Here is a 25,864-nt window from a genome sequence, read left to right as displayed (position 1 = left end):
ACCGCCCGCGGCGCCGCCACCTGCGGCACGGCCGCCCACAGCTCGGCCGAGGCCGCCACCGGCTCGCTCGATTGCCAGTTGACGCCGAAGGCCAGCGCGGTGATCAGCAGCACGTGCGCGCCGGCCGCGAACACGAAGCCGGCCCCGGCGCTGTCGACGTTGTCGGGCCGCAGCGCGTCGTGCTCGCGGAAGTGCAGGAGGGAGCTGGTGCTCATCAGCTTCCGACGTTCTTCACCGACAGCCCGACGCGCAGCACGCCGGCGCGCTGCAGCGTGTCCATCACGCGCACCACCGCCTCGTACTTGACCTGGCGGTCGGCCGAGATCACGACCGGCGACTGTGCATTGCCGCCCTGCGCCTCCTTGACGGTGGCGGCCAGCGCGGTGAGCTTCAGCGGCGACGGCTCCTTGCCGTCGACGCGCAGCTTCAGGCTCTCGTCCTTGCCGACGACGACCTCGATCACGTGCTCCGGCTGCTGCTTGCTCCTGCCGACGGTCGGCAGGTCGACGACGCCGGTGGTGATCAGCGGCGCGCTGACCATGAAGATGATCAGCAGCACCAGCATCACGTCGATGAACGGCACCATGTTCATCTCGGCGATCGTGCGGCGGCGCGTGCCGCGGCCGGCGACGGCAGGCATCAGCGCACCCCTGCCGAGCCGCTCACGCCTGCCGGGCCCGTCGCGGGCAGCGGCTGCGTCGCGTTGCGCTGCAGGATGTTGGAGAACTCCTCGATGAAGGTCTCCAGCTGGATCGCGATGCGGTCGATGTCACGCGCGAAGCGGTTGTAGGCGATCACCGCCGGGATCGCGGCGAACAGCCCGATCGCGGTGGCGACCAGCGCCTCGGCGATGCCGGGCGCGACCGTCGCGAGCGTCACCTGCTGCAGGTTCGACAGCCCGACGAAGGCGTGCATGATCCCCCACACCGTGCCGAACAGCCCGACGTACGGCGACACCGAACCGACCGAGGCGAGGAAGGACAGGTTCGATTCGACCGCGTCGAGCTCGCGCTGGAAGCTCGCGCGCATCGCGCGGCGCGAACCGTCGAGCAGCGCGCCGCCGTCGACCACGCGCCGCTCGCGCAGCTTCATGAACTCGCGCATGCCCGACGCGAAGATGCGCTCCAGCGGCGCGCTGTGTGCCTTCTGCGAGGCGGCGCTGAACAGGTCGTTCAGGTTCTTGCCGGCCCAGAATTCGCGCTCGAAGTCATCGTTCATCGTGCGCACGCGGCGCAGGCCGAACAGCTTGCCGAAGATCACCGTCCAGCTGCCGAGCGACACGAGCAGCAGCCCGGCCATCACGAGCTGAACCACGAAGCTGGCATGCAGGACGAGGCTGATGATGGAGAAGTCTTGGTTCATGCGATGGCGTCGAGGATGTCGTTGGGAATGCGGCGCGGCTTGAAGGTTCCGGTGTCCACGCAGCCGATGCGGATCTCGCCCTCGGCCAGCGTCTGCCCGCCACGGCAGGCCGCCTGCGCGAGCCGGATGCTCGCACGCCCCGATTCGACCACACGCACGCTGACTTCCAGCAGGTCGTCGAGCCGGGCCGGGCTCAGGTAGCGCACGCGGGTGTCGGCGACGACGAACATCGCGCCGCCTTCGGTGCGCATGCGCTCCTGGTGGAAGCCGAGCGAGCGCAGCCATTCGGTGCGTGCACGCTCGAAGAATTTCAGGTAGTTGGCATAGAACACCACGCCGCCGGCGTCGGTGTCTTCCCAGTAGATGCGCAGCGGATGGAGGAAGGCGGGAGCTTCGGTGGACGTCATGGGGCGCGAACAGCAGGCCGCGGGGCTGCACGGCGCGGTTCGCGCCATGCGGCGCCGATTATGGCTGCACGCGCTTGTAGACCGGCCCCCAGACGGGGTGACCTTGTTCCGACTTGTTCAGCGCGAAGGCCGGGTCGGCGTGGCGCGCGGCGCGGAACGCCGCCTCGCAGTCGCTGGTGCGGCTGCTGGTGCAGTAGATGAACGCGAGCTGCTTGTGGGCCGCGGCGCGGTCGCGCGGCGACACCAGGCCGGTCGACAGCGCCAAGTTCAGCTGCTTCTCGGCCTCGGGGTACTGGCCGTCTTCATAGGCGCGGATGCCGGCCTGCAGCGCCCGTTCGGCCGGCCGCGAGGTGACGTCGAGCAGGCCGACCGGCGGGGGCTGGGTCAGCGCGCAGCCGGTGGCAAGCAAGGTTGCAGCCACCATGACAACGGGAAACAGTCTCATGATCCGAATCGGTATTTGAGGTTGACCGGTTGGCCCGGCACGACGTTGACCGTCGAACTGTACGGCGGAAAGTCGTCGTTGCGAATCGTCACGACATGGCGGCCCTCGGACAGCGTCAGCTCGTTCAGCGGCGGTGCGGTGCCGACCGACCTGCCGTCGACCTCGACCTGGCCCCACGGGCTGATGGCCAGCCGCACGATGCCGGTGGCAGCGACGACCGGCGCCGTCGCGGCAGCACGCTCGCGGGCCTCGCGGGCACGGCGTTCCTTCAGGGTTTCCTTCGGCGGCACCGGTGCCTTGCGGGGGGCGTCGTTGCCCGAGGCGGCGGCCAGCACCGGCTCGGGTGCGGCGGCCACGGCCGCCGGCAGCATGGCCGCTGCGATGTTCACTGGGGCCGAGGCACCGGCGGCGGTCGCTGGAGCGGAGCCGGCGGGGTCGGCGGCGCTCGCGGCTCCGGCGGCCGGCTGCGAGGCTGCGGCGGGTTCTGGTGCAGGGGCCGGCACCGGCGGTGCGGCCGCGACGACCACGGCCGACGCTGCGCGTGGCGCGGCGACCGTCAGCTCGCTGGAGCGCGGCGACATCAGCGTCCACCACGCGGCGGCAGCGATTCCGATGCCGGCGGCGACCACCAGGCCCCAGGCCAGGCGGTGGCGCCCGGTGGGTTGCTCGGCGGACTCGTCGGTGCCGTCGCCGTCCTGCGGATGCTCCTCGAGCCAGTGGCGCAGCTCGCGCGACAACGCACGCGCCGAGCGATAGCGGTCGTCGGGGTTCTTCTCCATCGCCCGGGCGGCGATCTCGGACAAGGCCTTCGGCACGCTGCTGTTGACCTGGTGCGCGGTCGGCGGGTTGTACTCGGCGACGGCGCGGGTGATCTCGGCCAGCGAGCCGCCGCGGAACGGCCGCACGTCGGCCAGCAGTTCGTAGAGCACGACGCCGAGCGAGAACACGTCGCAGCGGCGGTCCACCGGCTGCTGGCGCACCTGCTCGGGCGACATGTAGTAGGGCGAGCCGCCGACGATGTCCTCGCCGTTCGCATCGTGCTGGTGCGCGATGCGGGCGATGCCGAAATCGAGCACGCGCGGCTGCGTGCGCCCGACCATGAAGATGTTGGCCGGCTTGATGTCGCGGTGCACCACGCCCTTCGAGTGCGCATAGGCGAGCGCGTCGGCGACGCGGCGCACGATCAGCGCGGCCTGGTGCGGCGACGGCCGCCAGCCTTCCTGGCGCAGCTGGCGCAGGTCGCGGCCCTTCAGCAGCTCCATCGCGATGTAGGCGCCTTGCTCGCTCGCGCCGGCATCGAACACCGTGACGATGTGCGGGTGGCTCAGGCCGCCGGCCGCGCGGGCCTCGTTCAGGAACAGCGCATTGAACGCATCGCGCTGCTCGGCGGAGATCTCGAGGTTCAGGGTCTTGATCGCGATCAGGCGCGACAGCAGCGGGTCGTGCGCGGCATAGACCACGCCGAGGCCGCCTTCGCCGATGCGGTACTTGAGCGCGTACCGGCCGATGTGGCCGATGGTCGGCATCTGGTCGGCACCGCCCATCGGCGGCACCGTGGTCGAGAAGGTGGCGGCCGGTTGTGCGGGCAGCCCGAGATCGGTGTCGCCCCACTTCGGCGCACCCGGCGCCGAGTTGGCAAGGTCGGAGGATGGATCAGGAACAGGGCCGGGCATGAGGCGGATTGGGTTCGTGGCACGGTTGTCCACCACGCACGCAGCTTAGTGCAAGCGCATCAGGCCCTGGCAGTAAAAAACCCCGCGTTCTGTGCATTCGTAACATGCGCTTGCGAAAGTCGACGAGATGGTGCAGGGGGTTCAACCCAAAACCGACAGCAAAAACGACGGCAAAAGATGACGACTACGGGGACAGCAATTGCTGCAGGCGCTGCACCGCATCCTGCAGATGCGCCATCGAGCTCGCATACGACAGGCGGATGTAGCGATCGGCCGCATGCGGCCCGAAATCGCGGCCCGGCGTGATCGCCACCTGCGCCTCGCGCATCAGGCGGAAGCAGAAGTCCCAGCTGCTGTCGGCATGTGCCGAGCAATCGGCCCAGGCGTAGAACGCGCCGTCAGGCAACACCGGCACGCGCAGGCCCATCGCCTGCAGCGCCGGCACCAGGAAATCGCGGCGCGCGCGGAACTCGGCGCGGCGGCGCTCGAACTCGGCGATCGAGGCCGGCTCGAAGCAGGCCAGCGCCGCCTGCTGCGCGAGCGACGACGGGCAGATGTAGAGGTTCTGCGCGAGGCGCTCGATCGGTGCCACCAGTTCCGGCGGCAGCACCAGCCAGCCGAGCCGCCAGCCGGTCATGCTGAAGTACTTCGAGAAGCTGTTGATCGAGATCACGTCGTCGCCATGCGCGAGCGCGGTGTGGCCGAACGCATCGTCGAAGCTCAGGCCGAGGTAGATCTCGTCGACCATCGTGAAGCCGCCGCGCTCGCGCACCGCCTGCACGATGCGCCCCATCTCGTCGAACGCGATCGAGGTGCCGGTCGGGTTCGACGGCGAGGCGAGCAGCACGCCGCGCGTCGCGGCCGTCCAGGCCGATTGCACGGTGGCGGCATCCGGCTGGAAGCGGTGCTCGGGCGAGGCCGGCAACAGCCGCGCGACGCCATCGGCGGCGGCCACGAAGTGGCGGTTGCACGGGTAGCTGGGGTCGGGCATCAGCACCTCGTCGCCGCGCTCGACGAGCGCCAGGCAGGCGAGCTGCAGCGCGGCCGACGCGCCGGCGGTGATCACGATGCGTTCGGGTGCGATGTCGACCTGGAAGCGCTCGGCGTACCAGCGGCTCAGCCGCTCGCGCAAGGCCGGCAGGCCGGTGGCCTGCGTGTACTGCGTGCTGCCGCGCTCCAGGCATTCGCGCGCGGCCTGCTGCACCAGCGGCGGCGCGGTGAAATCGGGCTCGCCGATGTTCAGGAAGATCATCGGCCGGCCGCCCTGCGCGGGGTCGCAGGCGGCGGTGCGCGACAGCTCGACCGCCGCCTTCGCGCACTCCATCACGTAGAAGGGCTCGATGTGGTCCAGGCGGCCGGCGAGCTTCATGGCGGCATCGCGCCGGGTCAGCGTCGCTGGGCGCGGAACGCCGCCACCTCGACCGGGCGCAGGTCGAGCGCCGCCTTGTCGAGCACGCCGTTCACGTACTTGTGGCCGTCGGTGCCGCCGAAGCTCTTGGCCAGCTCGACCGCCTCGTTGATCGCGACCTTGTACGGGATGTCGATGCAGTGCTTCAGCTCGTAGGCGCCGATCATCAGCACGCCGTGCTCGATCGGCGACAGCTCGGTGGTCTTGCGGTCGACGTGGCGCGAGAGCACCGCGTCGAGGTCGGCGGCTTCGGCGATGCAGCCGTGCAGCAGCGCATCGAAGTGCGCCGCATCGACCTTGTCGAAGCCTTCCTGCTCGCGCATGTGGGCATCGACCACGCCGACCTCGGCGCCGGACAGCAGCCACTCGTACAGGCCTTGCAGCGCGGCTTCGCGCGAGCGGCGGCGCGACGATTTGGGCTGCGGCTTGCCCCCCTTGCCCGCGGGCTTCTTCGCCGCCGGTGCGGCATCGGCCGCCGGCTTCTTCGGTTCGGTCTCGCTCACGTCAGGTCTTCCAGCAGGTTGGCCATCTCGACGGCGACGCGTGCGGCGTCACGGCCTTTTTCTTCGACGCGGGCCCAGGCCTGGGCCTCGTCCTCGACGGTCAGGATGGCGTTGGCGATCGGGATCTCGTGGTCGAGCGCGACGCGCGTGACGCCGGCGCCGCTCTCGTTGGACACGAGTTCGAAGTGGTAGGTCTCGCCGCGGACGATGCAGCCGAGCGCGACCAGCGCGTCGTAGCGGTCGCTCGCGGCCATCGCGTTCAGCGCCAGCGGCACCTCCAGGGCGCCGGGCACCGTCACGTGCTTGATGTGCTTGGCGGCGACGCCCAGCGTGTTCAGCTCGGCGATGCAGGCGTCGGCCAGCGCCTGCGTCAGCTTGTCGTTGAAGCGCGCCTGCACGATGCCGATGCGCAGGTCGGTGCCGTCCAGGTCGGCCGCCTGGCCCTTGTCTGCTGCTTGCATGTCAATCCAGTCGGTCGTTCAGTGTTCGGGGGCGACGAAGCCGGTGACCTCGAGGCCGTAGCCGGTCATGCTCGGCATGCGGCGCGGGCTGCCCAGCAGCTTCATCTTCGTGACGCCCAGCTCGCGCAGGATCTGGGCGCCGATGCCGTAGGTGCGCAGGTCCATCTGCGCGCGGGCGCGCGCCGGCGCCGCCGGGGTTTCCTGCCAGTGCGACAGCAGCGACAGCACGTCCTCGCCGCAGTTCAGCAGCACCGCGACGCCGCGCGCGCTGGCCTGCAGCGTGGCAAGCGCCTTGTGCAGCGGCCACGAGTGGCTGCAGGCACCGGTGTCGAGCAGGTCCATCACCGACAGCGGCTCGTGCACGCGCACCAGCACCTCGTCGCTCGTGTCGATGCGGCCGTGGCTCAGCGCCAGGTGCAGGCCGCCGGTGCGGTCGCTGAAGGCGGTGCAGTCGAAATCGCCCTGTGCGGTGGTCAGCGTGCGCTGGCCGATGCGTTCGATCAGGCTCTCGTTGCGGCTGCGGTAGCCGATCAGGTCGGCGATGGTGCCGATCTTCAGGCCGTGTTCCAGCGCGAAGACCTCCAGGTCCGGCAGGCGCGCCATCGTGCCGTCGTCCTTCATGATCTCGCAGATCACCGAGGTGGGGCTCAGGCCGGCCATCGCCGCGAGGTCGCAGCCGGCCTCGGTGTGGCCGGCGCGCATCAGCACGCCGCCATCCTGCGCTTGCAGCGGGAAGATGTGGCCGGGCTGCACCAGGTCGGCGGCCTGCGCATCGCGCGCGACGGCGGCCTGCACGGTGCGGGCGCGGTCGGCGGCCGAGATGCCGGTGGAAACGCCGGTGGCGGCTTCGATCGAGACGGTGAACGCGGTGCCGTGGCGGGTGCCGTTGCGGGTGGCCATCGGCGGCAGCTGCAGGCGCTCGCAGCGCTCGCGGGGGAGGGTCAGGCAGATCAGGCCGCGGCCGAAGCGCGCCATGAAGTTGATCGCCTCGGGCGTCACGTGGTCGGCCGCGAGCACCAGGTCGCCTTCGTTTTCGCGGTCTTCCTCGTCGACGAGGATGACCATGCGGCCGGCGGCGAGCTCGGCGATCAGTTCAGGTACGGGGGAAATGGGCATCCGCGGATTGTAGGCGGGCGGGATCGAGCAACTCCCCCGGATCCGGCTTTGCCGGGCCGAGGGGAGGCGCCCCCTCGGGGGGCAGGAGCGAAGCGACGTGGGGGCGCTATTTCCCCAGCATGCGCTCGACGTAGCGGGCGATCAGGTCGATCTCGAGGTTGACGCTCGAACCGGCCGCCAGTGTGCCCAGCGTCGTGTTCTCGATCGTGTGCGGGATCAGGTTGATGCTGAACTCGCAGCCGTCCGGGCGGTCGTCGACGCGGTTGACCGTCAGGCTGACGCCGTTCACCGCGACCGAACCCTTGTAGGCCAGGAAGCGGCCGATGTGCGCCGAAGCCAGCACGCGCAGCTCCCACGATTCGCCGACCGGCGCGAAATGCGTCACGCGGCCGATGCCGTCGACGTGGCCGCTGACCAGGTGGCCGCCCAGCCGGTCGTGCGCCCGCAGCGCCTTCTCGAGGTTGACCGGGCCGGGCTGCGACAGGCCGGCGGTCTTGTCCAGGCTCTCGGCCGAGATGTCGATCGTGAAGCGGGCCGCGGCGGCGTCGAAGGTGGTCACCGTCATGCAGGCGCCGTTCAGCGAGATGCTGTCGCCGAGCTGCACGTCGTCGAGGTAGCGGTCGGGGGCATGCAGCGTCAGTTGCAGGCCGTGGGAGGCGTCGGCGCCGAGCGGGCGGACGGATTCGATGCGGCCGAGGCCGGAGATGATGCCGGTGAACATGGGCGTGATTCTCTCAGTCAGAACATTTCCCGTGCTGGCGGGCGGGCGATCACCCGCAGGTCGTCGCCGATGCGGTCGACCGCGTGGAAGCGCAGCGCGGCCGCGTCGTCCAGCCGCTCGAGCGGGCCGAAGGCGGCCAGGTCGCGGCCGGCCCCGAGCAGCTTCGGCGCGAGGTACACGAGGTACTCGTCGACCAGCCCCTCGCGCACGAACGAGCCGTTCAGCTTGTGGCCGGCCTCGACGTGCAGCTCGTTGATGCCGCGCTGTGCCAGGTCGGCCAGCACCGCCGGCAGGTCGACTTTGCCGGTCGGGCCGGGGCGCAGGATCACCTCGGCGCCGGTCGCTGCGAGCGTGTCGACGCGGGCTGCCTCGGGTGCCGCGGCATAGACCAGCACCTGGCCGGGCGCGTCGAGGATGCGCGCGGTGGGGGGCATGTCGAGCCGCGAATCGATGACGACGCGCAGCGGTTGCCGCGCGGTCTCGACCAGCCGCACATCCAGCCGGGGGTTGTCGTCGAGCACGGTGCCGACGCCGGTCAGCACCGCGCCGGCGCGCTTGCGCCAGGCGTGGCCGTCGGTGCGCGCGGCCTCGCCGGTGATCCACTGGCTGGCGCCGTTGTTCAATGCGGTGCGGCCGTCGAGCGAGGTCGCGGCCTTCAGGCGCACCCATGGCCGCCCGCGCACCATGCGCGAGAAGAAGCCGATGTTGAGCTCGCGCGCCGCTTCGCCCAGCAGTCCGGATTCGACCTGCACGCCCTGCGCCCGCAGCCGCGCCAGGCCCTGGCCCGCCACCAGCGGGTTCGGATCGGCGATGGCGCAGACGACGCGCGCGATGCCGGCGGCCAGCAGCGCATCGCAGCACGGCGGCGTGCGGCCGTGGTGCGAGCACGGTTCCAGCGTGACATAGGCGGTTGCGCCCGGCGTCGCATGACCGCGCGCGGCGGCATCGCGCAAGGCCATCACCTCGGCATGCGGCCCGCCGGCCTGCTGCGTGTGCCCGCGCCCGATCACCTGGCCGTGCGCGTCGAGGATCACGCAGCCGACGCGCGGGTTCGGGTCGGTCAGGCCGATCGCGTGCTCGGCCAGCGCAAGTGCTTCGCGCATCGCGGCGTGGTCGGCGGGCGTGAACGCCGCGGCGTTCGGGGACTCGGTGGGCGGCATCGGACGGATCAGGGTTGGTGCTGCACGGTGTCCAGCAGGGCGTCATTGTGCGTCGCGATGGCGCTGCCGTCCGGGCAGGGCTGGTCGCCGCGCACCAGCAGGTAGTTCTGCTGGCGCAGCGCGCCGTGCACCGCGGTGTAGCGGGCGGGGTGCTCGTCGTTGCGGTCGATCGCGCCGCTGCCGTCGAGGTCGGCGCTGTAGCGGCACACGCGCTGGCTGCCGGCGCGCGTGCCCACGCTCCAGCCGAGCGGTTCGATCTCGACCCGGCCGGACCAGCCGGCGGCCGGTGGATCGGGCACCACGCAGCCGTAGCGGACGAAGCGCGCACCGGCGCTGGCGACGGGCTGGATGGTGCAGCGGACGGTCCGCGCCGGCGGGCCGTCGAGCGCGAGGACGACGCCCAGCGGCAGCAGCGGGTCGCCCGGCGTGGCGGGGTCCGGCGGCGCGCTGGCCGAGAAGCGCAGGTGGCCGCTCAGCAGGGTGCCGCTCGCGGCTTCGCAGCCGGACGGTGCAGCGCTGCAGCGCGCGACGATCACCCCGTCCGCATCGCCGAACACCCAGCCCGCCGCACCCGGCCCGCCGGGTTGCCAGAGGCTTCGGTCGGGGGTGATCGAGATCGATTCGAACGGGATGTCCGGTGCCCGCCCGAGCGGCCGGGCGATCGCGATGTCTTGCGGGGCGAGGCCCAGCACGGCGTCGTAGACCGGCGAGGCACGCGGTACGCGGGCATCCAGCTGCACGCGATGCAGGCCGCCGGCGGGGTGGCGCCAGCTCACGACGACGCTGAGGTCGCGCAGGGCGGGCGCCTCGGATGCTTCGGGCGCCGCGGATTGCTCGCTGTGGCTGAGCTCGAACGGCACCGGCGTCGTGGCGGCCGGTGACGATGCGGCCGGGCCGCGCAGGCGATCGAACTCCCGCCGTGCGAGCTGAAGTGCATCGATCCGCTGCCGGGCCGCGGTGCGGGCATGGCGCAGTGCGTCCTGCTGGTGCAGCAACGCCGCCGACAGCAGCGACACCAGCAGCAACGCAAGCAGCGCTTCGAGCAGGGCGGCGCCGGCGGCCACCCGGGCGGCGGGTGGCGCCCTGAAGGTGCTGTGCATCAGAAGTCGCGCCAGCTGCCGGGCACGCGGGCCCAGGTGCCGCAGCACATCTGCAGGTGTTCGATGACGGCGCCGTCGTGCTCGATGCGGGTCGGCCCGGACAGCCGCAGATCGTTCTCGGCCAGCAGGGCACCGTGCAGCGTGGCCCCGGCTTCGTCGCGCCATTCGGCGCTGCGCAGGTACAGCACGCCGTGGATGCGCGCCGGCCCGCGCAGGTGCACGGCGCCGTCGACGATCAGCAGCACCGGTCGCGTGGGCGAGCCGAGCTCGGTGGCGCCGTCCAGCCGCAGGCCGCCGTCGAGCCAGAGCAGGGTTGCCGACCCGGGCGGCGCGAGCTGTCGGGAGACCTCGGCGTCGCAGGGCGTCGTGCAGGTCACGAAGCGCGCCACGGGCTGGGCCTGCCATGTCGTGCGGTTCATCCGGAAGACGCTGGCGAAGAACTGCGCCGCGTCGAGCGAGGCGAGCACCGCATCGGCGCCGGCGATGGTCGACAGCGCTGGTGCACCGGGTGGGCCGATCAGCCTGGCGTCGCCCGGGTCGGCTTCGGCGCCGGCGTGCAGCGTGAGGCCGCCGCTCGCGATCCCGTGGTGCACGACGGTCGGCTCGCCACGCAGCTGCACGGAGCCTCGCGCCGTGACGGCCGCGACCGGCCGGACGTCGATGGCCGGGATGCGGGCCACGTCGGCCCAGGTCCGCGTGACGTGGGCCGCCGGGGGGGCACCCGCGCCCGCAGGTGCCAGGCAGGCGGCGGCGGCGCCACTGCAGCCGATCGACTCGACCGTGGTGACACCCGAGGCGGCGCTGCTCAGCCGCAGCGCGAAGACCTGGCGGGCGGCATCGGCTTCGATGTCGGCGCTGCTGCCGTCGGCCGGTGGGCAGCGGCATGACCAGGCCCCCTCGATGGACGAGCAGGACGGCATGGCGGGCGTCCCCTGGTAGCGCTCGCGGAAGGCCGTTCCCTCGGCAGCGGGGCGGCAGGTGGCGTCGACGGGGCGTTCGTCGTTGAGCCGGGCCAATGCCCAYGCGAGCCCCGACTCCGCCGCTTCCGCGGCCTGGGCGGCGCGCATGCGGTTGCCGGAGGCTTTCAGCTCCTGCCATGCCACGCGGAGGGCATATGTCGCGGCCAGCGTGAGGGCCACGCCGACCACCAGCACCAGGATCAGCGCCACCGCACCGGATTGACCCGAAGCCGCGCCGCGGCCGCGCAATCGGCGGATCACTGGAGTACCTTCGTGCTGCGCACTCCGGTATTCGCCCTTGGAGCGGTCCGGCGGGCTCATCCCGGACACCCGCCGACCACGGCGTCATTGCGCACGCGGGCTTCGACCAGGGCCTCGCGCATCGCGCCGCCGGCCGCGGGAGCTTGATCGGTGGCCAGGGCCTGCAAGCGGATGCGGACCTGGCGTTGCAGCTGGTAGGGGCAGGTACCGGCATCGCAGGAGCGGCTGCAGAAATCCCGCAGGTCGATGCGTCGGATGTCGGGCGTGAACTCCAGCCGCGTGACCCGCATCGATGTCGCGTCGCTGAGGGCCTGCCAGCGCCCGCCACCGAACGCCATCTCGACGACGCCGCTGCGCAGCCGGTAGCCGAAGCGGCTCGGGGTGGTGCCGGCGGCCGGCGTGGCGGCGTAGTCGATGCTCAGGCCGTCACCACCCTCGGCGAGTGCGATGGCGGGGTCGGCCGAGCCGGCCACGGCTGCGGCACCGGCCGGCACCCGATGGCCGGCGCGGGCCAGGTCGCGCGAGATCACCTCGGCGATCGTCTGCAGGTCGTGCGTGAGGCGCAGGTCGGCCAGTTGGCGGCGGGTGTCCTGCAACTGGAACGCCAGCAGGCCCAGCGCCAGCGCGACGACCGCCAGGCCGATCGCCAGGCCCGCCATCAACTCGACGAGCGTGAAGCCGCGCTGCTGCGGCAAGGATGAGGTGGAGGCCATCGTCACCCCTTCAGCAGACACGGTAGCCCGCCACCGCGCCCTGCGGCGAGCAACTGCGCACGCGGCCGAGCAGGTTGACGACATGCTGGATCGCGAGGCCCGACGCGCTGGCCAACCGCAGCGTGGCAGCCGGCGTGCTGGTGCCGTGCTGCGCGTCGAAGCTCATCGTCGGGACATTGGCCTGCAGGCTGAGCTGCTGCACGGCCTGYAGCGCGACGTGGCGGATCGCGTGACCGCCGGCGTCGCAGGCCGCCTCGTCGTGTGACGTGCAACGGCACGCATCGATCGCTCCGACATAGACGACGTAACAGTTCGACGCTGTCGTCACGCCGCGAAAGCCGATGCGCACGGTCTGGTTGCGGTCGATGGCCTCGCTGCGGGCCAGCCGCAGGTCGGCCGCGAGGTCGTTCGCGACGCCTTCGAGCCGCCGCAGTTCCATCCAGCGCTGCAGGTTCGGTGCTGCGATCAGCGCGAGCACGGCGCACACCGCCACGCACACCATCAACTCGACGAGCGTGAAACCCTCGGCCGATCGCGGCCTGGCAAGCTGAAGCATGTGGGCTCCCCCTGATGAACGGACGCGGACTTTAGGAAGTGCCGCGCTGCCGGCCACTCCCCCAAGGGGGGGAGAAGCGGCAAAGACCACCCTCGGATGTACCGGTACGTGAGGGGGTCTGGGGGGATTTCGCGAGGTTTAGGGTGCTATGTACGGGTTCAGATGTCCCGAATCAGCTGCCGGAACTCATCGACGTCTTCGAAGCTGCGGTAGACCGAGGCGAAGCGCACGTAGGCGACCTTGTCGATGCGCTTGAGCTCGCGCATCACCAGTTCGCCCAGGCGTGTCGAGGGCACTTCCTTGGAGCCGCTGTTGAGCAGCTTGTCCTGGATGCGCTCCATCGCCGCGTCGATCTGCTCGACGCTGACCGGCCGCTTGCGCAGCGCCAGCGTCATCGAGGCGCGGATCTTCGAGGCATCGAAATCGGCGCGCGTGCCGTCCTTCTTGACGACGGACGGCAGCGCGATCTCGGCACGCTCGTAGGTGGTGAAGCGCTTGTCGCAGCTCTGGCAGCGGCGGCGCCGGCGCACGACGTCGCCTTCATCGGACTCGCGCGTCTCGACGACCTGCGTTTCCTCGTGACTGCAGAACGGGCAGCGCACGGCTCAGCGGCCGGTGACCGGCAGGCCGATCATCCGCGGTACACCGGGAAGTCGCGCGTCAGCGCGGCCACCTTGGCCTTCACCGCTTCGATCACCGACTCGTCGTTCGGCTTGTCCAGCACGTCGGCGATCAGGTGGGCGGTGGCGCGCGCCTGCTCCTCCTTGAAGCCGCGCGTCGTGAAGGCCGGGCTGCCCAGGCGGATGCCGCTGGTGACCATCGGCTTCTGCGGGTCGTTCGGGATGCCGTTCTTGTTGCAGGTCATGTGGGCACGGCCCAGCAGCGCCTCGGCTTCCTTGCCGGTCAGGTTCTTCGGGCGCAGGTCGACCAGCATCACGTGGCTCTCGGTGCGGCCGCTGACGATGCGCAGGCCGCGCTCGATCAGCGTCTCGGCCAGCACCACCGCGTTCTTCGCGACCTGCTGCTGGTAGACCTTGAATTCGGGCGCCAGCGCTTCCTTGAAGGCCACCGCCTTGGCGGCGATCACGTGCATCAGCGGGCCGCCCTGGATGCCGGGGAAGATCGCGCTGTTGATCTTCTTCGCGATGGCTTCGTCGTTCATCACGATGATGCCGCCGCGCGGGCCGCGCAGGCTCTTGTGGGTGGTCGAGGTGACGACGTCGGCGTGCGGCACCGGGTTCGGGTAGACGCCCGCGGCGATCAGGCCGGCGTAGTGCGCCATGTCGACCATGAAGTACGCGCCGACCGCCTTCGCGACCTTGGCGAAGCGCTCGAAATCGATGCGAAGGCTGTAGGCCGAGGCGCCCGCGATGATCAGCTTGGGCTTGTGCTCGTGGGCGAGCCGCTCCATCGCGTCGTAGTCGATCTCTTCCTTCGCGTTCAGGCCGTAGCTGACGACCTTGAACCACTTGCCGCTCATGTTCAGCGCCATGCCATGGGTCAGGTGGCCGCCTTCGGCGAGGCTCATGCCCATGATGGTGTCGCCCGGCTGCAGCAGGCCGAAGAACACCGCCTGGTTGGCCTGCGAGCCGGAGTTGGGCTGCACGTTGGCGTAGGCCGCGCCGTAGATCTGCTTGATGCGGTCGATCGCGAGCTGCTCGACGATGTCGACGTACTCGCAGCCGCCGTAATAGCGCTTGCCGGGGTAGCCCTCGGCGTACTTGTTGGTCAGCTGGCTGCCCTGAGCGGCCATCACGGCCGGCGAGGCGTAGTTCTCCGAGGCGATCAGCTCGATGTGATCTTCCTGGCGCTGGTTCTCGCTCTGGATCGCGGCGAAGAGCTCGGGGTCCACCTGGGCGACGGTGGAGTGGGTGCGGTCGAACATGGCTGGCAGTCCTCTTCAACAGAAGACCCCGGGGCGGATCATGCGAGGCGGACTCACATGGCCACGGGGCTGCCCAGGCGAACGGCTGAACCGGTGCCGGAAACCCGGAACCGGCTGCGCTTCCCGGTGGTTCACCACCTCAGGCCGGCGGGCGTCACGCTGATCGTGACATCCCGGGCCCCATCGCCAGTTGCGCAGCCCGCGGAGTGTACCGCGGGCCCTGCCGGCTCAGCGCAGCGAGGCCACCTGGTGCGTCGTCTGGGCTTGGGAGGCGATGGGAGCCGCCGAGACCGGTGTCGGCTCGACGACGGCCGGCTCGGCCTGCAGCGGCGTGCTCGGCAGCGCGACCGGCGTCGGCACCACCAGCGGTGCGAACACCGGCACCGATTTGCCGTCGGCCACCATGCGCAGGTGCTCGCGCTCGGCCAGCACCTTGCCGGCGTAGCCGCCGTCGTCGTTCAGGTTGGCGGCACCCACGTAGAAGCGCAGCCCGGCCTCGACACCGCCGGCGCGCGTGATGCATTCCTTCAGCACCAGCGCGCCGACCCGCAGGTTCGTCACCGGGTCGAAGGCCGCATGGTTGCCGCCGAAGGCTTCGTACTTGTCGTCGTGCACGCGGGTCATGACCTGCATCAGGCCCTGCGCGCCGACCGAGCTCTGGGCGAAGGGGTTGAAGCTGGACTCGATCGCCATGATCGCGAGGATCAGCGTCGGGTCGAGCCCGGACTTGCTGCCGACGGCCCAGGCTTCCTTCACGAGCCGGCTGACGGGCTCGGGGGCGACGCGGTAGCGGCGCGAGATCCACAGCGCGACGGCGGCCTGCTGCTTGGTCAGGTCCCGGGGGTCGGTCGCGGTGGCACGGCTCACGGCATCGGGCTCGACCAGGTCGGTCAGCGCCTGGGCGGTGCCCTCGACGCGGGCATCGTGGCGCGCCCGCAGCCAGTCGAGCGCGCGGCTCTCGGCGACATGGCGCAGGTCGGCGCGGCTGCCCATGAACAGCACGATCGCGACGATGGCGAGCCCCAGCAGGGCCAGGCCGTTGTGGCTCACTTCCAGCAGGCCGTGACCCACGTCACGCAGAAAGACCGCGCTCGACCGAGCGGCGGTGTGGCGGGCGTCCTGAAATCCCGCGATCCATTGTTGAAGCGCTGTCGTCATGTCACTCCTTGTCAGTCCGTCTGGCGCCTCCACCCGCCGCGGCACGGGGCCCGGGGGGTGCGAGAGGTGACGGTGATAATCGACCGCGGATCGACTCCGGGAGTCTCCGGAACCGCTCCGTCGGCTTGCTCGTCGGCAGCGTGGTCCCCGCGAGCACCTCGTGTGCTCTGCGGGTTTACCCTGATCAGTTCTCAAGGTGTCGCGAATTCTAGGAACTGGATTCATAACCAGTCAAGGATAAGGATGCTGTTCTTAATAACTAAATTGCATGAAATACCGTGACCTGAGGGACTTCATGGCGGGCCTGGAGCGGGCCGGCGAGCTCAAACGCATCGCCGAACCAGTCTCCGCGCGGCTCGAAATGACAGCGATCAGCGACTCCGTGCTGCGTGCCGGCGGTCCGGCGCTGTGGTTCGAACGCCCCGCCGGTTACAAAATTTCGGCCTTGACGAACCTGTTCGGAACGCCTCGGCGGGTCGCCCAGGGCATGGGCGCCACCGAGGTGAGCGAGCTGCGCGACGTGGGTCGGGTGCTGGCCAGCCTGAAGGAGCCCGAGCCGCCGAAGGGCCTGAAGGATACCGGCCGCTTGTTACAAATGGTCAAGGCGCTGTGGGACATGAAGCCGGCTGCGGTCCGCTCGGCGCCGTGCCAGCAGGAGATCCTGCAAGGCAGCGAGGTCGATCTGGGCGAGTTGCCGGTGCAGACCTGCTGGCCCCTGGATGCGGGGCCCCTGATCACGTGGGGTCTGGTGATCACACGCGGCCCGCAGGCTTCGCCGACGGCTCGCCGCCGCCAGAACCTGGGCATCTACCGCCAGCAGGTGATCGGCCGCAACGAAGTCATCATGCGCTGGCTGGCCCACCGCGGCGGGGCGCTGGACTTCCGCGATTTCGCGCTCGCCAACCCGGGCCGGCCGTTCCCGATCGCGGTGGCGCTCGGCGCCGATCCGGCGACCATCCTCGGCGCCGTGACGCCGGTGCCGGACAGCCTGTCCGAATACCAGTTCGCCGGGCTGTTGCGCGGCAGCCGCACCGAGGTGGTCGACACCGCGGTCGGCGAGCCGGGCTGGATGCTGCAGGCGCCGGCCGGCGCCGAGATCGTGCTGGAAGGCCACATCCCGGTCGTGCCGGCCGGCTTCACCGGCACCAGCGAGCACGGCGTGCCGCTGAAGGAGGTCGGCGGCTACCTGCATGCGCTCGAAGGGCCGTTCGGCGACCACACCGGCTATTACAACGAGCAGGACTGGTTCCCGGTGTTCCGCATCGACCGGCTGACGCGCCGGCGCGATCCGATCTACCACTCCACCTACACCGGCAAGCCGCCCGACGAGCCGGCGGTGCTGGGCGTGGCGCTGAACGAGGTGTTCGTGCCGATCCTGCAGAAGCAGTTTCCGGAGATCGTCGACTTCTACCTGCCGCCCGAAGGCTGCAGCTACCGGATGGCCATCGTCAGCATCCGCAAGAGCTATCCCGGCCATGCGAAGCGGCTGATGTTCGGCATCTGGAGCTTCCTGCGCCARTTCATGTACACGAAGTTCATCGTCGTGACCGACGACGATGTCGACATCCGCAACTGGCAGGAGGTGATCTGGGCGATCACGACCCGCATGGACCCGGTGCGCGACACGACGCTGGTCGAGAACACGCCGATCGACTACCTCGATTTCGCGTCGCCGGTCAGCGGGCTGGGCGGCAAGATGGGGCTGGATGCCACCAACAAGTGGCCGGGCGAGACGGTGCGTGAATGGGGGCGCAGCATCCGCATGGACGCCGAGGTGGAGCAGAAGGTGGCGCAGATCGTCGCCGGCGTGATGGCGGCGCGCTGACAGTTACCAATTCGACGCCGATTCCTCGAATGCGGCCTTGAATCACCGCCGAGCGTCGTCTAAGTTTGGTGGGCCTGCATGCAGGCAACCTCACCGGCGCAGTCCCTGCGCACCAGGAGCCCTGGACCCACTTCCTCCGGAGCCCCGATTTGGCAACGTCAGTTGCCCGCCCCTCCCACCGCAAGGTCGGGAGGGGTTTCGCGTTATGAGGCCCCCGATCCCGGGTACGGGAATCGCCCCCCGAGGGGGCAGCGGGCCGGCTTGGGAGCGGCCCGGCGCTCGGCCCGCGCGTTCAACGAGAGTGGCTCAAGCGCGCACCAGGCTGCCCAGCCACTCGTGCAGCGCGTTGCGCACGTTCATGAAGCCGCGCGCCGTCGGCACCCATTCGAGCGACTTGGTGTCGACCCGGGCCGCCAGGCCCATCGGCGCCGGCTGGATCTTCATGCTGCCGCGTGCTGCGTCCTCGAACATCGCCACCGAGCGCGGCATGTGCCAGCCGTGCGTCACCAGCACGATCTGCGTGATGCCGGCCGGCTTCAGCAACGCGACGCTGCGGGCGGCGTTCTCGCGGGTGTCCTTCGACTGGTCCTCGACCCATTTCAGCGGGTGGTTGAAATCCTGGGCCGCGATGCGCGCCGCCGTCTGCGCCTCCGGCTGGCCATCGGGCTGCGACCAGCCGAGCCCGCCGCTGAAGGCGACCGGCAGGCCGGTTTCGCGGCCGAGCCACAGGCCGTAGCGCAGGCGCTCCAGCGAAAAGGAATTGAGGTTGGCCACGCCGTACTCCGGCGCCAGCGCCTCCTGCCCGCCGCCGAGCACGACGATCGCGATCGGCTGCTTCGCCTGCGCCGCCGCCTTCAGCTCGGCGATCTGTTCGCGGGTCAGCGCCGGCGGTACCTTCAGCGCGACCTGGGTGAGGAACTGCGCGGTGCCGCTGCAGGCGCTGAACCACAGCCCCAGCGTGGCCAGCAGGATCACCAGCCAGCCGAGGCCGCGGCGCGGCAGGATCAGCCGGGCGCCGATCAGCACCAGCAGCAGCAGCGGCACCGGCGGCAGCACGAGTGCGCTCAGGATGGGCTTCCAGGATTCGATGCCGAGCAGGGTCAGCAGGCTGTTCATGCGCTGGTTCCGGGGGGAAAGGTGGACGAAGGCCGGGCAGGCAGCGCCGGCATGGCGGCTGGATTGTGCCGGCGAGTCAGCGCTCACAGGCGTGAATCGTTCACACTCCCCGGCCCGCCCTGGCACCGTTGCCAGTCGCCGTTGTCAGGATGCACGCTGCGGCACGACCGAGTCCGCCTGCCTTGCAAACTGCGCGCTCGCAGTCATCTGGGCTGTCCAAGGAGATCTCATGAACACGACTTCCATCCAAACCATCACGCTGGGCGGCGGCTGCTTCTGGTGCGTCGAGGCGGTGTACGAGCGGGTGCTGGGCGTCACCGGCGTCGAGTCCGGCTACAGCAACGGCCGGGTGCGCAATCCGAGCTACGAGCAGGTGTGCAGCGGCGACACCGGTGCGGTGGAGGTGGTGCGGGTCAGCTTCGACCCGGCGCAGATCACGCTGCGCGAGGTGCTGGAGATCTTCTTCGTCGTGCACGACCCGACGACGCTGAACCGCCAGGGCAACGACGTCGGCACGCAGTACCGCTCGGGCATCTATGTCGAGTCGCCGGAGCATGAGCGCGTGGCCCGCGAGGTGATCGCCGAGATGGTGGCGAGCGGCACCTGCAAGAGCCCGATCGTCACCGAGGTGCTGCCGCTGGCCGACTACTCGCGCGCGGAGGACTACCACCAGCATTACTTCGCGCAGCACCCGGGGCAGGGCTACTGCGCGTTCGTCGTCGCGCCGAAGGTCGAGAAGTTCCGCAAGACCTTCGCCAGCAAGGTGCGGCCCGAGTAGCGGGTCGAGCGAGGGGGCAGTCAGTACACTTGCCCCCCCATGGACACCCTGTGGCTTTCTTCGCCGGCCCCGGCCTTGCGGCTGTGGGCCGACGGGCGGTGGAAGGTCAATGCCGCCGCGGCGCGGTGGGCGTCCGACCACGGCATCGCCGACGCAGGCTGGCAGGCGCTGGCCCGCGAACTGGTGGCCACGCTGCGCCACCCCGAGCCCAGCGGGCGCGGGCGGGTTGCGTTCCCGGGCTCGTCGCTCGAGATCGACTGGAACTCCGTCTGGCTCGACAGCGGCTGGCTCGCCTGGCTGGTGCTGCCGTCGGCCGATGCGGCGCGGCTCGCGCTGATCGAGCAGTTCGGACGCACCGGCGCCTGGGAGCGCGACCTGCGCACCGGCGAGGGCCGCTGGGACACCCACATGTTCCGCCTGTGCGGCTTCGACCCGGCCGGCGGCGTGCCGAACTTCGACCAGGCGAGCGAGCGCGTCCACCCGGACGACCGCGACCGCTTCCGCCGCGAGCACCGGCGCTTCGGCGAAGCGCCGGGCCGCTACGAGACCTGGTTCCGCCTCGTGCTGCCGGACGGCCAGGTCAAGGAGTTCCACTCGCTCTGCGAAGTGCATCCCGGCCCGCAGGGCCGGCCGGTGCGCATGACCGGCATCCTGCTCGACGACACCGAGGGCACGACGCGCCTGCGCGAGATCGAGGCGCTCAGCGCCAAGCTGAACCGCGCGGTCACGCTGGCCTCGGTGTCGGTGTGGCGCATCGACCTGGCGACGCAGCGCATCTACTTCAACGACTGGGGCTACCAGGTGATGGGCATCCCGCGCCCGCCCGACGGCCTGACGCTGGAGTACATGCGCTCGACCATCCACCCCGACGACCGCGCCGCCGTGCTGCGCGCTGCCGACGAGGCGATCGCGACGCACCGCGTCGTCGATGTCGAGGCGCGCTACCTGAACGGCGATGGCAGCTATCGCCACCTGCTGACGCGCCGCGTCGCCGAGCGCGACGAGCAGGGGCGTGCGATCGCGCTGTCCGGCGTCTCGCTCGACCGCAGTGCGCAGATCGCCGAGCGCGAGCAGGCGCAGGCCTTCGCGCGCCGCATCGACATGGTCACCAACGCCGCGGGGGTCGGTATCTGGACGGTCGACATCGAGGCGGGGCAGGGCGAGTGGAACGAACAGATGTTCCGCATCTATGGCGTGCGCCCGCAGGACGGCGTGCCCAGCGAGGAGCGCTGGATGCAGGAGCTGGTGCACCCGGACGACCGCGCGGCGATGCAGTCGCACGACGAGATCGCCGAGCGCGGCTCGCAGCAGGGGTTGCAGTCGGAGTTCCGCATCCGCCGGGCCGACGACGGCGAGGTGCGCTGGGTGTCCGCCTGGTCGCGGCGCGAGCGCGTCAACGGCCGGCTGATGGCCTTCGGCGTCAACATCGACATCACCGAGCTGCACAGCACCCGGGCGCAGCTGCGGCGCGTGCAGGAGCGCACGATGCTCGCCGCCGAATCGGCCGGCATCGGCACCTGGGAGCGCGACCTGCGCTCGCAAGCCTCGCAATGGGATGCGCAGATGTTCCGGCTGCGCGGCCACCGCCCCGACGGACCGCTCGGCGCGAACGAGCTGCGCGACGGCTCGCGCCACCCCGACGACGTGGCCGAGCTGCAGCGCAAGATGGACGAGGCGGTGCGCGAGGGCGGCGAGCTCGAGCACGAGTTCCGCGTGGTCTGGCCCGACGGCTCGGTGCGCTGGCTGGCCACGCGCGGCCATGTGCAGCACGACGCGCAGGGCCGGCCCGAACGCTTCCTCGGCGTGAACTGGGACATCACCGAGCGCAAGCGCGCCGAGCAGGCGCTGCGCGACAAGGCCGCCGCCGAGCAGGCCAGCCGCGCCAAGAGCGAGTTCCTGGCCCGCATGAGCCATGAGCTGCGCACGCCGCTCAACGCGGTGCTCGGCTTCGCGCAACTGCTGTCGGCCGACGCCGGCGATCCGCTGAGCCCGCCGCAGGCCGAGCGGGTGGAGCGCATCCGCTCGGCCGGCCAGCACCTGCTGGCGCTGATCGACGACGTGCTCGACCTCGCGTCGATCGAGTCGAGCGGCATGCCGCTCGCCCACGAGGCCGTGCCGCTGCAGGCCGCGCTGCACGACGTGCTGCAATGGACCCGGCTGCAGGCCGACGCGGCCGGCGTCAGCGTGCAGGCCGAGGCGACGACGGCCCAGGTGCTGGGCGACCCGCGGCGGGTGCGCCAGGTGATCGCCAACCTGATGAGCAATGCCATCAAGTACAACCGTGCCGGCGGCCATGTGTGGCTGGCGGTCGAGCGCGGGGCCTGGCAGGGTGGTCCGGCCTGGGCGATCACGGTGCGCGACGACGGCCGGGGCATGTCGGCCGCGCAGCGGCGCCACCTGTTCGAGCCGTTCAACCGCCTGGGCGCGGAGCGCGAGGCGATCCAGGGCACCGGCATCGGGCTGGCCATCGTGCACCACCTGGTCAAGCTGATGCGCGGCGAGATCGGTGTCGAGAGCGAGCCCGGCCGCGGCAGCGTGTTCCGCATCGTGCTGCGGGCGGCCGCCGGTACCGCGGCGGAGCCTGCGCAGCAGGCCGTTCCCGCGTCGGCTGAGGCCGCCCCGGTCTCCACGACAGCGACAGCGGCCGCGCCGCTGCGCCTGCTCTACATCGAGGACAACCCGGTCAACGTGCTGCTGGTGCAGGAGCTGCTCGCGAACCATGCGCACGTGGAGCTCGCCGTGGCGGTGGACGGCGTGTCGGGCGTGCGGCTCGCGCAACATGCGCGGCCCGACGTGGTGCTGGTCGACATGCAGCTGCCCGACATCGACGGCACCGAGGTGCTGCGCCGCCTGCGGGCCGATCCCGAGCTGGCCGGCCTGACGATCGTCGCGCTGTCGGCCAATGCGATGCCGGAAGACGTCTCGCGGGCGCGCGAGGCGGGCTTCGACGACTACTGGACCAAGCCGATCGACTTCAAGGCCTTCCTCGCCGCGCTGCACCGGCTGGCGCAGGCGCGCCGGCCGGGTGCCGATCAGGGCGCAAGGCGCTCGCGCAGCCAGTTGCCTTCGGCCAGCCGGTAGCGCAGGCGATCGTGCAAGCGCGACTTGCGGCCCTGCCAGAACTCCCAGCTGTCCGGCACGAGGCGGAAGCCGCCCCAGTGCGGCGGGCGCGGCGGGTTCAACGCGTAGCGCGCGGCGGCCTTCGCGGCATTGGCCACCAGCACCGCGCGCGAGCCGATCACCTCGCTCTGCGGCGACGCCCAGGCGCCCAGCCGCGAATCGAGCGGGCGCGACTGGAAGTACGCATCCGACTCGGCCTCGCTGGTGCGTTCGACGCGGCCTTCGATGCGCACCACGCGCTCCAGCTCGACCCAGTGGAACTGCAGCGCGGCCCACGCATGGCCCGCCAGTTCGCGGCCCTTGCGGCTGTCGTAGTTGGTGTACCAGACGAGGCCGCGCGCATCGAAGCCCTTGATCAGCACGATGCGCGTCGACGGGCGCTGGTCGGCACCGACCGTCGCGAGGGTCATCGCGTTCGGCTCGGGCAGCTTCGCATCGAGGGCCTGCTGGAACCACAGGCCGAACTGCTCCAGCGGGTCGCTGCGCGAGGCGTTCTCGTCGAGTTCGGCGCGTTCGTAGCTTTTGCGGAGGTCGGCGATGTCGGTCATGTCCGAAGTATCCCGCAGGGAACAAAATACCTGCGGGGAATGCCTTAAGTGAACGCCCCACTAGGCGCCGAAAGCAAACGATTCCATTCTTGCAACCAAGGGCTTGCGTGCGGTGATGCGCCGGCTGCCATGACGAACAACAATGAAAGGGATGGCCTCATGAAGGCGCGGCCGGCGATCGTCGTGCTCGCCGCGGGACTGGGTTCCCGTTTCGGCGGCACGCAACACAAGCTCACGCAGAGCCTCGGTGCATCGAGCGTTCTCGGGACGACGCTTCGGCATGCGCTCGCGACGCACCTGGCGGTGATCGTCGTCGCCACCGAGGTGCTGGCCGAGGAAGCGGCCTCGCATGTCGCGACGCGCGACATCGTGATGCTGCCGTCGGTCGGATCGGGCTCGCCGGTCAGCGCGCAGCGCCTGGGCATGGGTTTCTCGATCGCGTCGGGCGTCGCGGCCTGCTCCGATGCCTCCGGCTGGCTGGTGCTGCCGGGCGACATGCCGATGGTGCAGCCGGCGACGCTGCTCGCGGTGGCGCAGCAGCTCGACCACCATGCCGTGAGCTATGCGCAGTACCGGGGCCGGCGCGGACATCCGGTGGGTTTTGCGGCCGAACTCTACACCGAGCTGGTGATGCTGACCGGCGACGAAGGCGCGCGCCGGCTGGTGGCGCGCTATCCGGCGCAGGCGGTCGATGTCGACGATTCCGGCGTGCTGATGGATGTCGACAACGAGGGCGATCTCGATCGCGTGCGGGCCGCCTACAGCCCAGCCTTGTTCGGCGACTCCCGCTAGCCGGTTGTCGTCAACGCGTGCCGCTCGACCAGCGCCACCAGCCGCTCGATGCCGCGGTCCCGGATGCCGCACTGGCGCAGCGAGCGCGCCGTTTCCATCAGGTAGTCGAGCGTCGTGCCGTAGCGCCCGCAGGCGCTGCGCAGCACGCCGAGCAGGTGCTCGTCGCTCAGCGTGCCGGTGTAGTTCGGGCTGCTGCGGCTGAGCGTGAAGCCGAGCGCGCTCACCGGCCCTTGCGGCGTGCGGCACGGCAGCCAGCGGGCATCGTAGACGCCGGTCGGCATCTCGCGCGCCCACAGCCTCGGCAGCTCGTCGTCGACGCGCTCGCGCTCGATGCGGTAGACCATGCCGCGGCACGAGCCGCCGGCCACCAGCGCGAACACCAGGCCCGGGCATTCGGGCGTGCCGCGGTTGATGCGCGAGCGCATCTCGAGCGCGCGGTGCCAGCCGTGCACCTGGGCCGGCCGCTGCTCGGCGGCTTCGAACTCGGGGCGCCAGATCAGCGACGCGTAGCCGAAGATCCACAGGTCGTCGCGGCCGCCCCAGCGGGAATGCACGTCGGCCAGCAGTTTCGCGGGGTCGCGCACGGGCGCCAGGCCGGTATCGATCACTGAATCGAGCATGGACGACACTCTAGAATGAATTTTCTTCAGCCGGGAGCTTGCGATGAGTGACCAAGACGATGACGTGCAGAAGTACGCGCTGGGCGCAGTGGCCTTCGTGGTGGCGCTGGTGGTGGCCGGGGTCATCGGGCTGGCCGCGTCGCGCGTGCTGCATGCGCCGAAGGCTGCCGGCCCCTCCGCCACGGCCACGGCCCCAGCGGGGGCCGAGACCTCCGCGGCCGAGCGCATCTACTTCGAGGTCGGCCAGGACAGCCTGCCGGCCGATGCCATCGACGTGCTGAACCGCGTCGCCGAGGCGGCCCGCTCGAGCGGTGGCACCGTGCTGATCTCCGGCTTCCACGATGCGAGCGGCGACGCCGCCGCGAACGCCGATCTGGCGAAACGCCGCGCGCAACGCGTGCAGCATGCGCTGGAGGCGAACGGCGTCACCGCCGACCACCTGCAGCTCAGCAAGCCGGCCGTGACCACCGGCGACGGCGACCCGAAGGCGGCGCGGCGCGTCGAACTGCGCCTGCAATAGCAGCCCTCGCGATGCCCGGGTAGGACATCGCGCACATGCCGTGGCGGCCCTCGCCGATAGGGGCTGCCACTGCGGCAGCCTAAGCTCGAACGAATCCGTTCAAGCAGGGGCTGCAGCATGAAGATCCATCCGCAACGTCACGAGAACCTGAAGAAGATCGTCGACCTGGTGGAGGGCATCGACATCGCGATGCTGACCACCCAGTCGGCCGATGGCCGGCTGCTCGGCCGCCCGATGGCCGCGCTCGAGGTCGACCGCGACGGCAGCTTCTGGTTCTTCACCAGCGAGCGCTCGGCCAAGGTGCACCAGCTCGACCGTGTGAACCTCGCGTTCACCGATGAAGACGACGCGACCTACGTGTCGATCAGCGGCCATGCCGCGATCGTCAACGACCGCGCCCGCATCGACGAACTCTGGACCGCCGCCGCGAAGCCGTGGTTCCCGCAGGGCAAGGACGACCCGGACCTGGTGCTGCTGCGCGTCGACACCGACATCGCCGAGTACTGGGACGCGAACAGCAGCCGGATGATCCGCCTGCTCGCGATGGCCGCCTCGGCCGTCGCCGGCCGGCCGATCGGCCTGGGCGAGCACGAGGTCGTCAGCAACCCGTCGCGCCCGCCGGTCTCGCACCAGCGCTCGCTCATCGGCGATTGATCC

The 25,864-nt window shown here is 70.7% G+C and carries 27 protein-coding genes, 1 pseudogene and 1 riboswitch; of the genes and pseudogenes, 6 read left to right on the top strand and 22 right to left on the bottom strand.

Features of this window, described 5'->3' with window-relative positions; translation table 11 throughout:
- The 19 genes and pseudogenes from AC1DXV_RS05225 to AC1DXV_RS05135 form a co-directional block, all read right to left on the bottom strand.
- Window positions 1–215: pseudogene (locus AC1DXV_RS05225) on the bottom strand (hypothetical protein); the annotation flags it as partial.
- Window positions 215–640 carry an ExbD/TolR family protein gene (locus tag AC1DXV_RS05220; protein ID WP_477932735.1) on the bottom strand — a complete coding sequence of 142 codons (426 nt, stop codon included), beginning with the start codon at window positions 638–640 and terminating at the stop codon, window positions 215–217. The pseudogene AC1DXV_RS05225 and the gene AC1DXV_RS05220, both read right to left, overlap by 1 nt.
- Window positions 640–1,362: a protein TolQ gene (gene tolQ, locus AC1DXV_RS05215; RefSeq protein WP_477873548.1), complete on the bottom strand. Its 723-nt coding sequence runs from the start codon at window positions 1,360–1,362 to the stop codon at window positions 640–642. The genes AC1DXV_RS05220 and tolQ overlap by 1 nt, the downstream gene beginning before the upstream one ends.
- Window positions 1,359–1,769: a tol-pal system-associated acyl-CoA thioesterase gene (gene ybgC, locus AC1DXV_RS05210; protein ID WP_047504625.1), complete on the bottom strand. Its 411-nt coding sequence runs from the start codon at window positions 1,767–1,769 to the stop codon at window positions 1,359–1,361. The genes tolQ and ybgC overlap by 4 nt, the downstream gene beginning before the upstream one ends.
- 58 nt (window positions 1,770–1,827) lie before the next feature.
- On the bottom strand, window positions 1,828–2,214 hold the full coding sequence (locus tag AC1DXV_RS05205) for a TssQ family T6SS-associated lipoprotein (RefSeq protein ID WP_477873547.1): 387 nt from the start codon (window positions 2,212–2,214) through the stop codon (window positions 1,828–1,830).
- Window positions 2,211–3,887 carry a serine/threonine-protein kinase gene (locus AC1DXV_RS05200; protein WP_477932733.1) on the bottom strand — a complete coding sequence of 559 codons (1,677 nt, stop codon included), beginning with the start codon at window positions 3,885–3,887 and terminating at the stop codon, window positions 2,211–2,213. The genes AC1DXV_RS05205 and AC1DXV_RS05200 overlap by 4 nt, the downstream gene beginning before the upstream one ends.
- Before the next feature lie 184 nt (window positions 3,888–4,071).
- The gene (locus AC1DXV_RS05195; protein ID WP_477867695.1) at window positions 4,072–5,256 is read right to left on the bottom strand and encodes a pyridoxal phosphate-dependent aminotransferase; all 1,185 of its coding nucleotides are present in this window, start codon (window positions 5,254–5,256) and stop codon (window positions 4,072–4,074) included.
- A gap of 17 nt (window positions 5,257–5,273) precedes the next feature.
- Window positions 5,274–5,798 carry a transcription antitermination factor NusB gene (gene nusB, locus AC1DXV_RS05190; protein ID WP_477867697.1) on the bottom strand — a complete coding sequence of 175 codons (525 nt, stop codon included), beginning with the start codon at window positions 5,796–5,798 and terminating at the stop codon, window positions 5,274–5,276.
- Window positions 5,795–6,259, bottom strand: coding sequence for a 6,7-dimethyl-8-ribityllumazine synthase (ribH, locus tag AC1DXV_RS05185; protein ID WP_477867699.1), 465 nt, complete (start codon window positions 6,257–6,259; stop codon window positions 5,795–5,797). The genes nusB and ribH overlap by 4 nt, the downstream gene beginning before the upstream one ends.
- An 18-nt stretch (window positions 6,260–6,277) precedes the next feature.
- Window positions 6,278–7,375: a bifunctional 3,4-dihydroxy-2-butanone-4-phosphate synthase/GTP cyclohydrolase II gene (gene ribBA / locus AC1DXV_RS05180; protein ID WP_477867701.1), complete on the bottom strand. Its 1,098-nt coding sequence runs from the start codon at window positions 7,373–7,375 to the stop codon at window positions 6,278–6,280.
- A 106-nt stretch (window positions 7,376–7,481) separates the two neighbouring features.
- Window positions 7,482–8,096 carry a riboflavin synthase gene (locus AC1DXV_RS05175; protein ID WP_477867703.1) on the bottom strand — a complete coding sequence of 205 codons (615 nt, stop codon included), beginning with the start codon at window positions 8,094–8,096 and terminating at the stop codon, window positions 7,482–7,484.
- A 17-nt stretch (window positions 8,097–8,113) separates the two neighbouring features.
- Window positions 8,114–9,256 (bottom strand): bifunctional diaminohydroxyphosphoribosylaminopyrimidine deaminase/5-amino-6-(5-phosphoribosylamino)uracil reductase RibD, encoded by a 1,143-nt coding sequence (gene ribD, locus AC1DXV_RS05170; RefSeq protein WP_477867705.1) that lies wholly within the window; start codon window positions 9,254–9,256, stop codon window positions 8,114–8,116.
- A gap of 8 nt (window positions 9,257–9,264) precedes the next feature.
- Window positions 9,265–10,356 carry a hypothetical protein gene (locus AC1DXV_RS05165; RefSeq protein ID WP_477932731.1) on the bottom strand — a complete coding sequence of 364 codons (1,092 nt, stop codon included), beginning with the start codon at window positions 10,354–10,356 and terminating at the stop codon, window positions 9,265–9,267.
- The gene (locus AC1DXV_RS05160) at window positions 10,356–11,576 is read right to left on the bottom strand and encodes a hypothetical protein (protein ID WP_477932729.1); all 1,221 of its coding nucleotides are present in this window, start codon (window positions 11,574–11,576) and stop codon (window positions 10,356–10,358) included. Before AC1DXV_RS05160 ends, AC1DXV_RS05165 begins: the two co-directional genes overlap by 1 nt.
- 56 nt (window positions 11,577–11,632) lie before the next feature.
- Window positions 11,633–12,289: a PulJ/GspJ family protein gene (locus AC1DXV_RS05155; protein WP_477873526.1), complete on the bottom strand. Its 657-nt coding sequence runs from the start codon at window positions 12,287–12,289 to the stop codon at window positions 11,633–11,635.
- 10 nt (window positions 12,290–12,299) lie between these two features.
- On the bottom strand, window positions 12,300–12,845 hold the full coding sequence (locus tag AC1DXV_RS05150) for a GspH/FimT family pseudopilin (RefSeq protein ID WP_477932727.1): 546 nt from the start codon (window positions 12,843–12,845) through the stop codon (window positions 12,300–12,302).
- A gap of 158 nt (window positions 12,846–13,003) precedes the next feature.
- Window positions 13,004–13,447, bottom strand: a complete 444-nt coding sequence (gene nrdR, locus AC1DXV_RS05145) for a transcriptional regulator NrdR (protein ID WP_047504593.1) — start codon at window positions 13,445–13,447, stop codon at window positions 13,004–13,006.
- A 29-nt stretch (window positions 13,448–13,476) separates the two neighbouring features.
- Entirely contained in the window at window positions 13,477–14,730 is a 1,254-nt protein-coding gene (gene glyA / locus AC1DXV_RS05140) for a serine hydroxymethyltransferase (protein WP_477873763.1), read from the bottom strand.
- Between the two features lie 64 nt (window positions 14,731–14,794).
- Window positions 14,795–14,934: riboswitch (ZMP/ZTP riboswitch) on the bottom strand.
- 24 nt (window positions 14,935–14,958) lie between these two features.
- Window positions 14,959–15,888 carry a lytic transglycosylase domain-containing protein gene (locus AC1DXV_RS05135; protein WP_477874443.1) on the bottom strand — a complete coding sequence of 310 codons (930 nt, stop codon included), beginning with the start codon at window positions 15,886–15,888 and terminating at the stop codon, window positions 14,959–14,961.
- A 268-nt stretch (window positions 15,889–16,156) separates the two neighbouring features.
- On the opposite strand from AC1DXV_RS05135, the gene AC1DXV_RS05130 reads away from it, so the two are divergent.
- Window positions 16,157–17,713, top strand: coding sequence for a UbiD family decarboxylase (locus AC1DXV_RS05130; RefSeq protein WP_477870624.1), 1,557 nt, complete (start codon window positions 16,157–16,159; stop codon window positions 17,711–17,713).
- Window positions 17,714–18,019: 306 nt separating this feature from the next.
- On the opposite strand, the gene AC1DXV_RS05125 is transcribed toward AC1DXV_RS05130, so the two are convergent.
- Window positions 18,020–18,829 carry a YdcF family protein gene (locus AC1DXV_RS05125; RefSeq protein WP_477932725.1) on the bottom strand — a complete coding sequence of 270 codons (810 nt, stop codon included), beginning with the start codon at window positions 18,827–18,829 and terminating at the stop codon, window positions 18,020–18,022.
- A gap of 229 nt (window positions 18,830–19,058) precedes the next feature.
- Between AC1DXV_RS05125 and msrA the strand changes: the two genes are divergently transcribed.
- The gene (gene msrA, locus AC1DXV_RS05120) at window positions 19,059–19,607 is read left to right on the top strand and encodes a peptide-methionine (S)-S-oxide reductase MsrA (protein ID WP_477870620.1); all 549 of its coding nucleotides are present in this window, start codon (window positions 19,059–19,061) and stop codon (window positions 19,605–19,607) included.
- A 39-nt stretch (window positions 19,608–19,646) separates the two neighbouring features.
- Complete coding sequence (locus AC1DXV_RS05115; protein ID WP_477932723.1) at window positions 19,647–22,688, top strand: PAS domain-containing protein; 3,042 nt, start codon at window positions 19,647–19,649, stop codon at window positions 22,686–22,688.
- Here the strand turns inward: AC1DXV_RS05115 and pdxH are convergent.
- A complete protein-coding gene (pdxH, locus tag AC1DXV_RS05110; RefSeq protein WP_477871384.1) occupies window positions 22,640–23,275 on the bottom strand; it encodes a pyridoxamine 5'-phosphate oxidase in 636 nt (211 codons plus the stop codon). The genes AC1DXV_RS05115 and pdxH overlap by 49 nt on opposite strands.
- 159 nt (window positions 23,276–23,434) lie before the next feature.
- Between pdxH and AC1DXV_RS05105 the strand changes: the two genes are divergently transcribed.
- Window positions 23,435–24,067 (top strand): nucleotidyltransferase family protein, encoded by a 633-nt coding sequence (locus AC1DXV_RS05105; RefSeq protein ID WP_477932721.1) that lies wholly within the window; start codon window positions 23,435–23,437, stop codon window positions 24,065–24,067.
- Here AC1DXV_RS05105 and AC1DXV_RS05100 read toward each other — a convergent pair.
- Window positions 24,064–24,687, bottom strand: a complete 624-nt coding sequence (locus tag AC1DXV_RS05100; protein ID WP_477932719.1) for a gamma-glutamylcyclotransferase — start codon at window positions 24,685–24,687, stop codon at window positions 24,064–24,066. The two genes, AC1DXV_RS05105 and AC1DXV_RS05100, sit on opposite strands and share 4 nt — an antisense overlap.
- 43 nt (window positions 24,688–24,730) lie before the next feature.
- On the opposite strand from AC1DXV_RS05100, the gene AC1DXV_RS05095 reads away from it, so the two are divergent.
- Window positions 24,731–25,207: an OmpA family protein gene (locus AC1DXV_RS05095; protein WP_477932717.1), complete on the top strand. Its 477-nt coding sequence runs from the start codon at window positions 24,731–24,733 to the stop codon at window positions 25,205–25,207.
- A 117-nt stretch (window positions 25,208–25,324) separates the two neighbouring features.
- Window positions 25,325–25,861 (top strand): pyridoxamine 5'-phosphate oxidase family protein, encoded by a 537-nt coding sequence (locus AC1DXV_RS05090; RefSeq protein ID WP_477871225.1) that lies wholly within the window; start codon window positions 25,325–25,327, stop codon window positions 25,859–25,861.
- Window positions 25,862–25,864: the final 3 nt, after the last annotated feature.

It is taken from the genome of Rhizobacter sp. P3_C12 (assembly GCF_056402735.1).
Note: the sequence above shows the minus strand (reverse complement) of the source record. Positions and strands in the feature narration are given on the sequence as shown.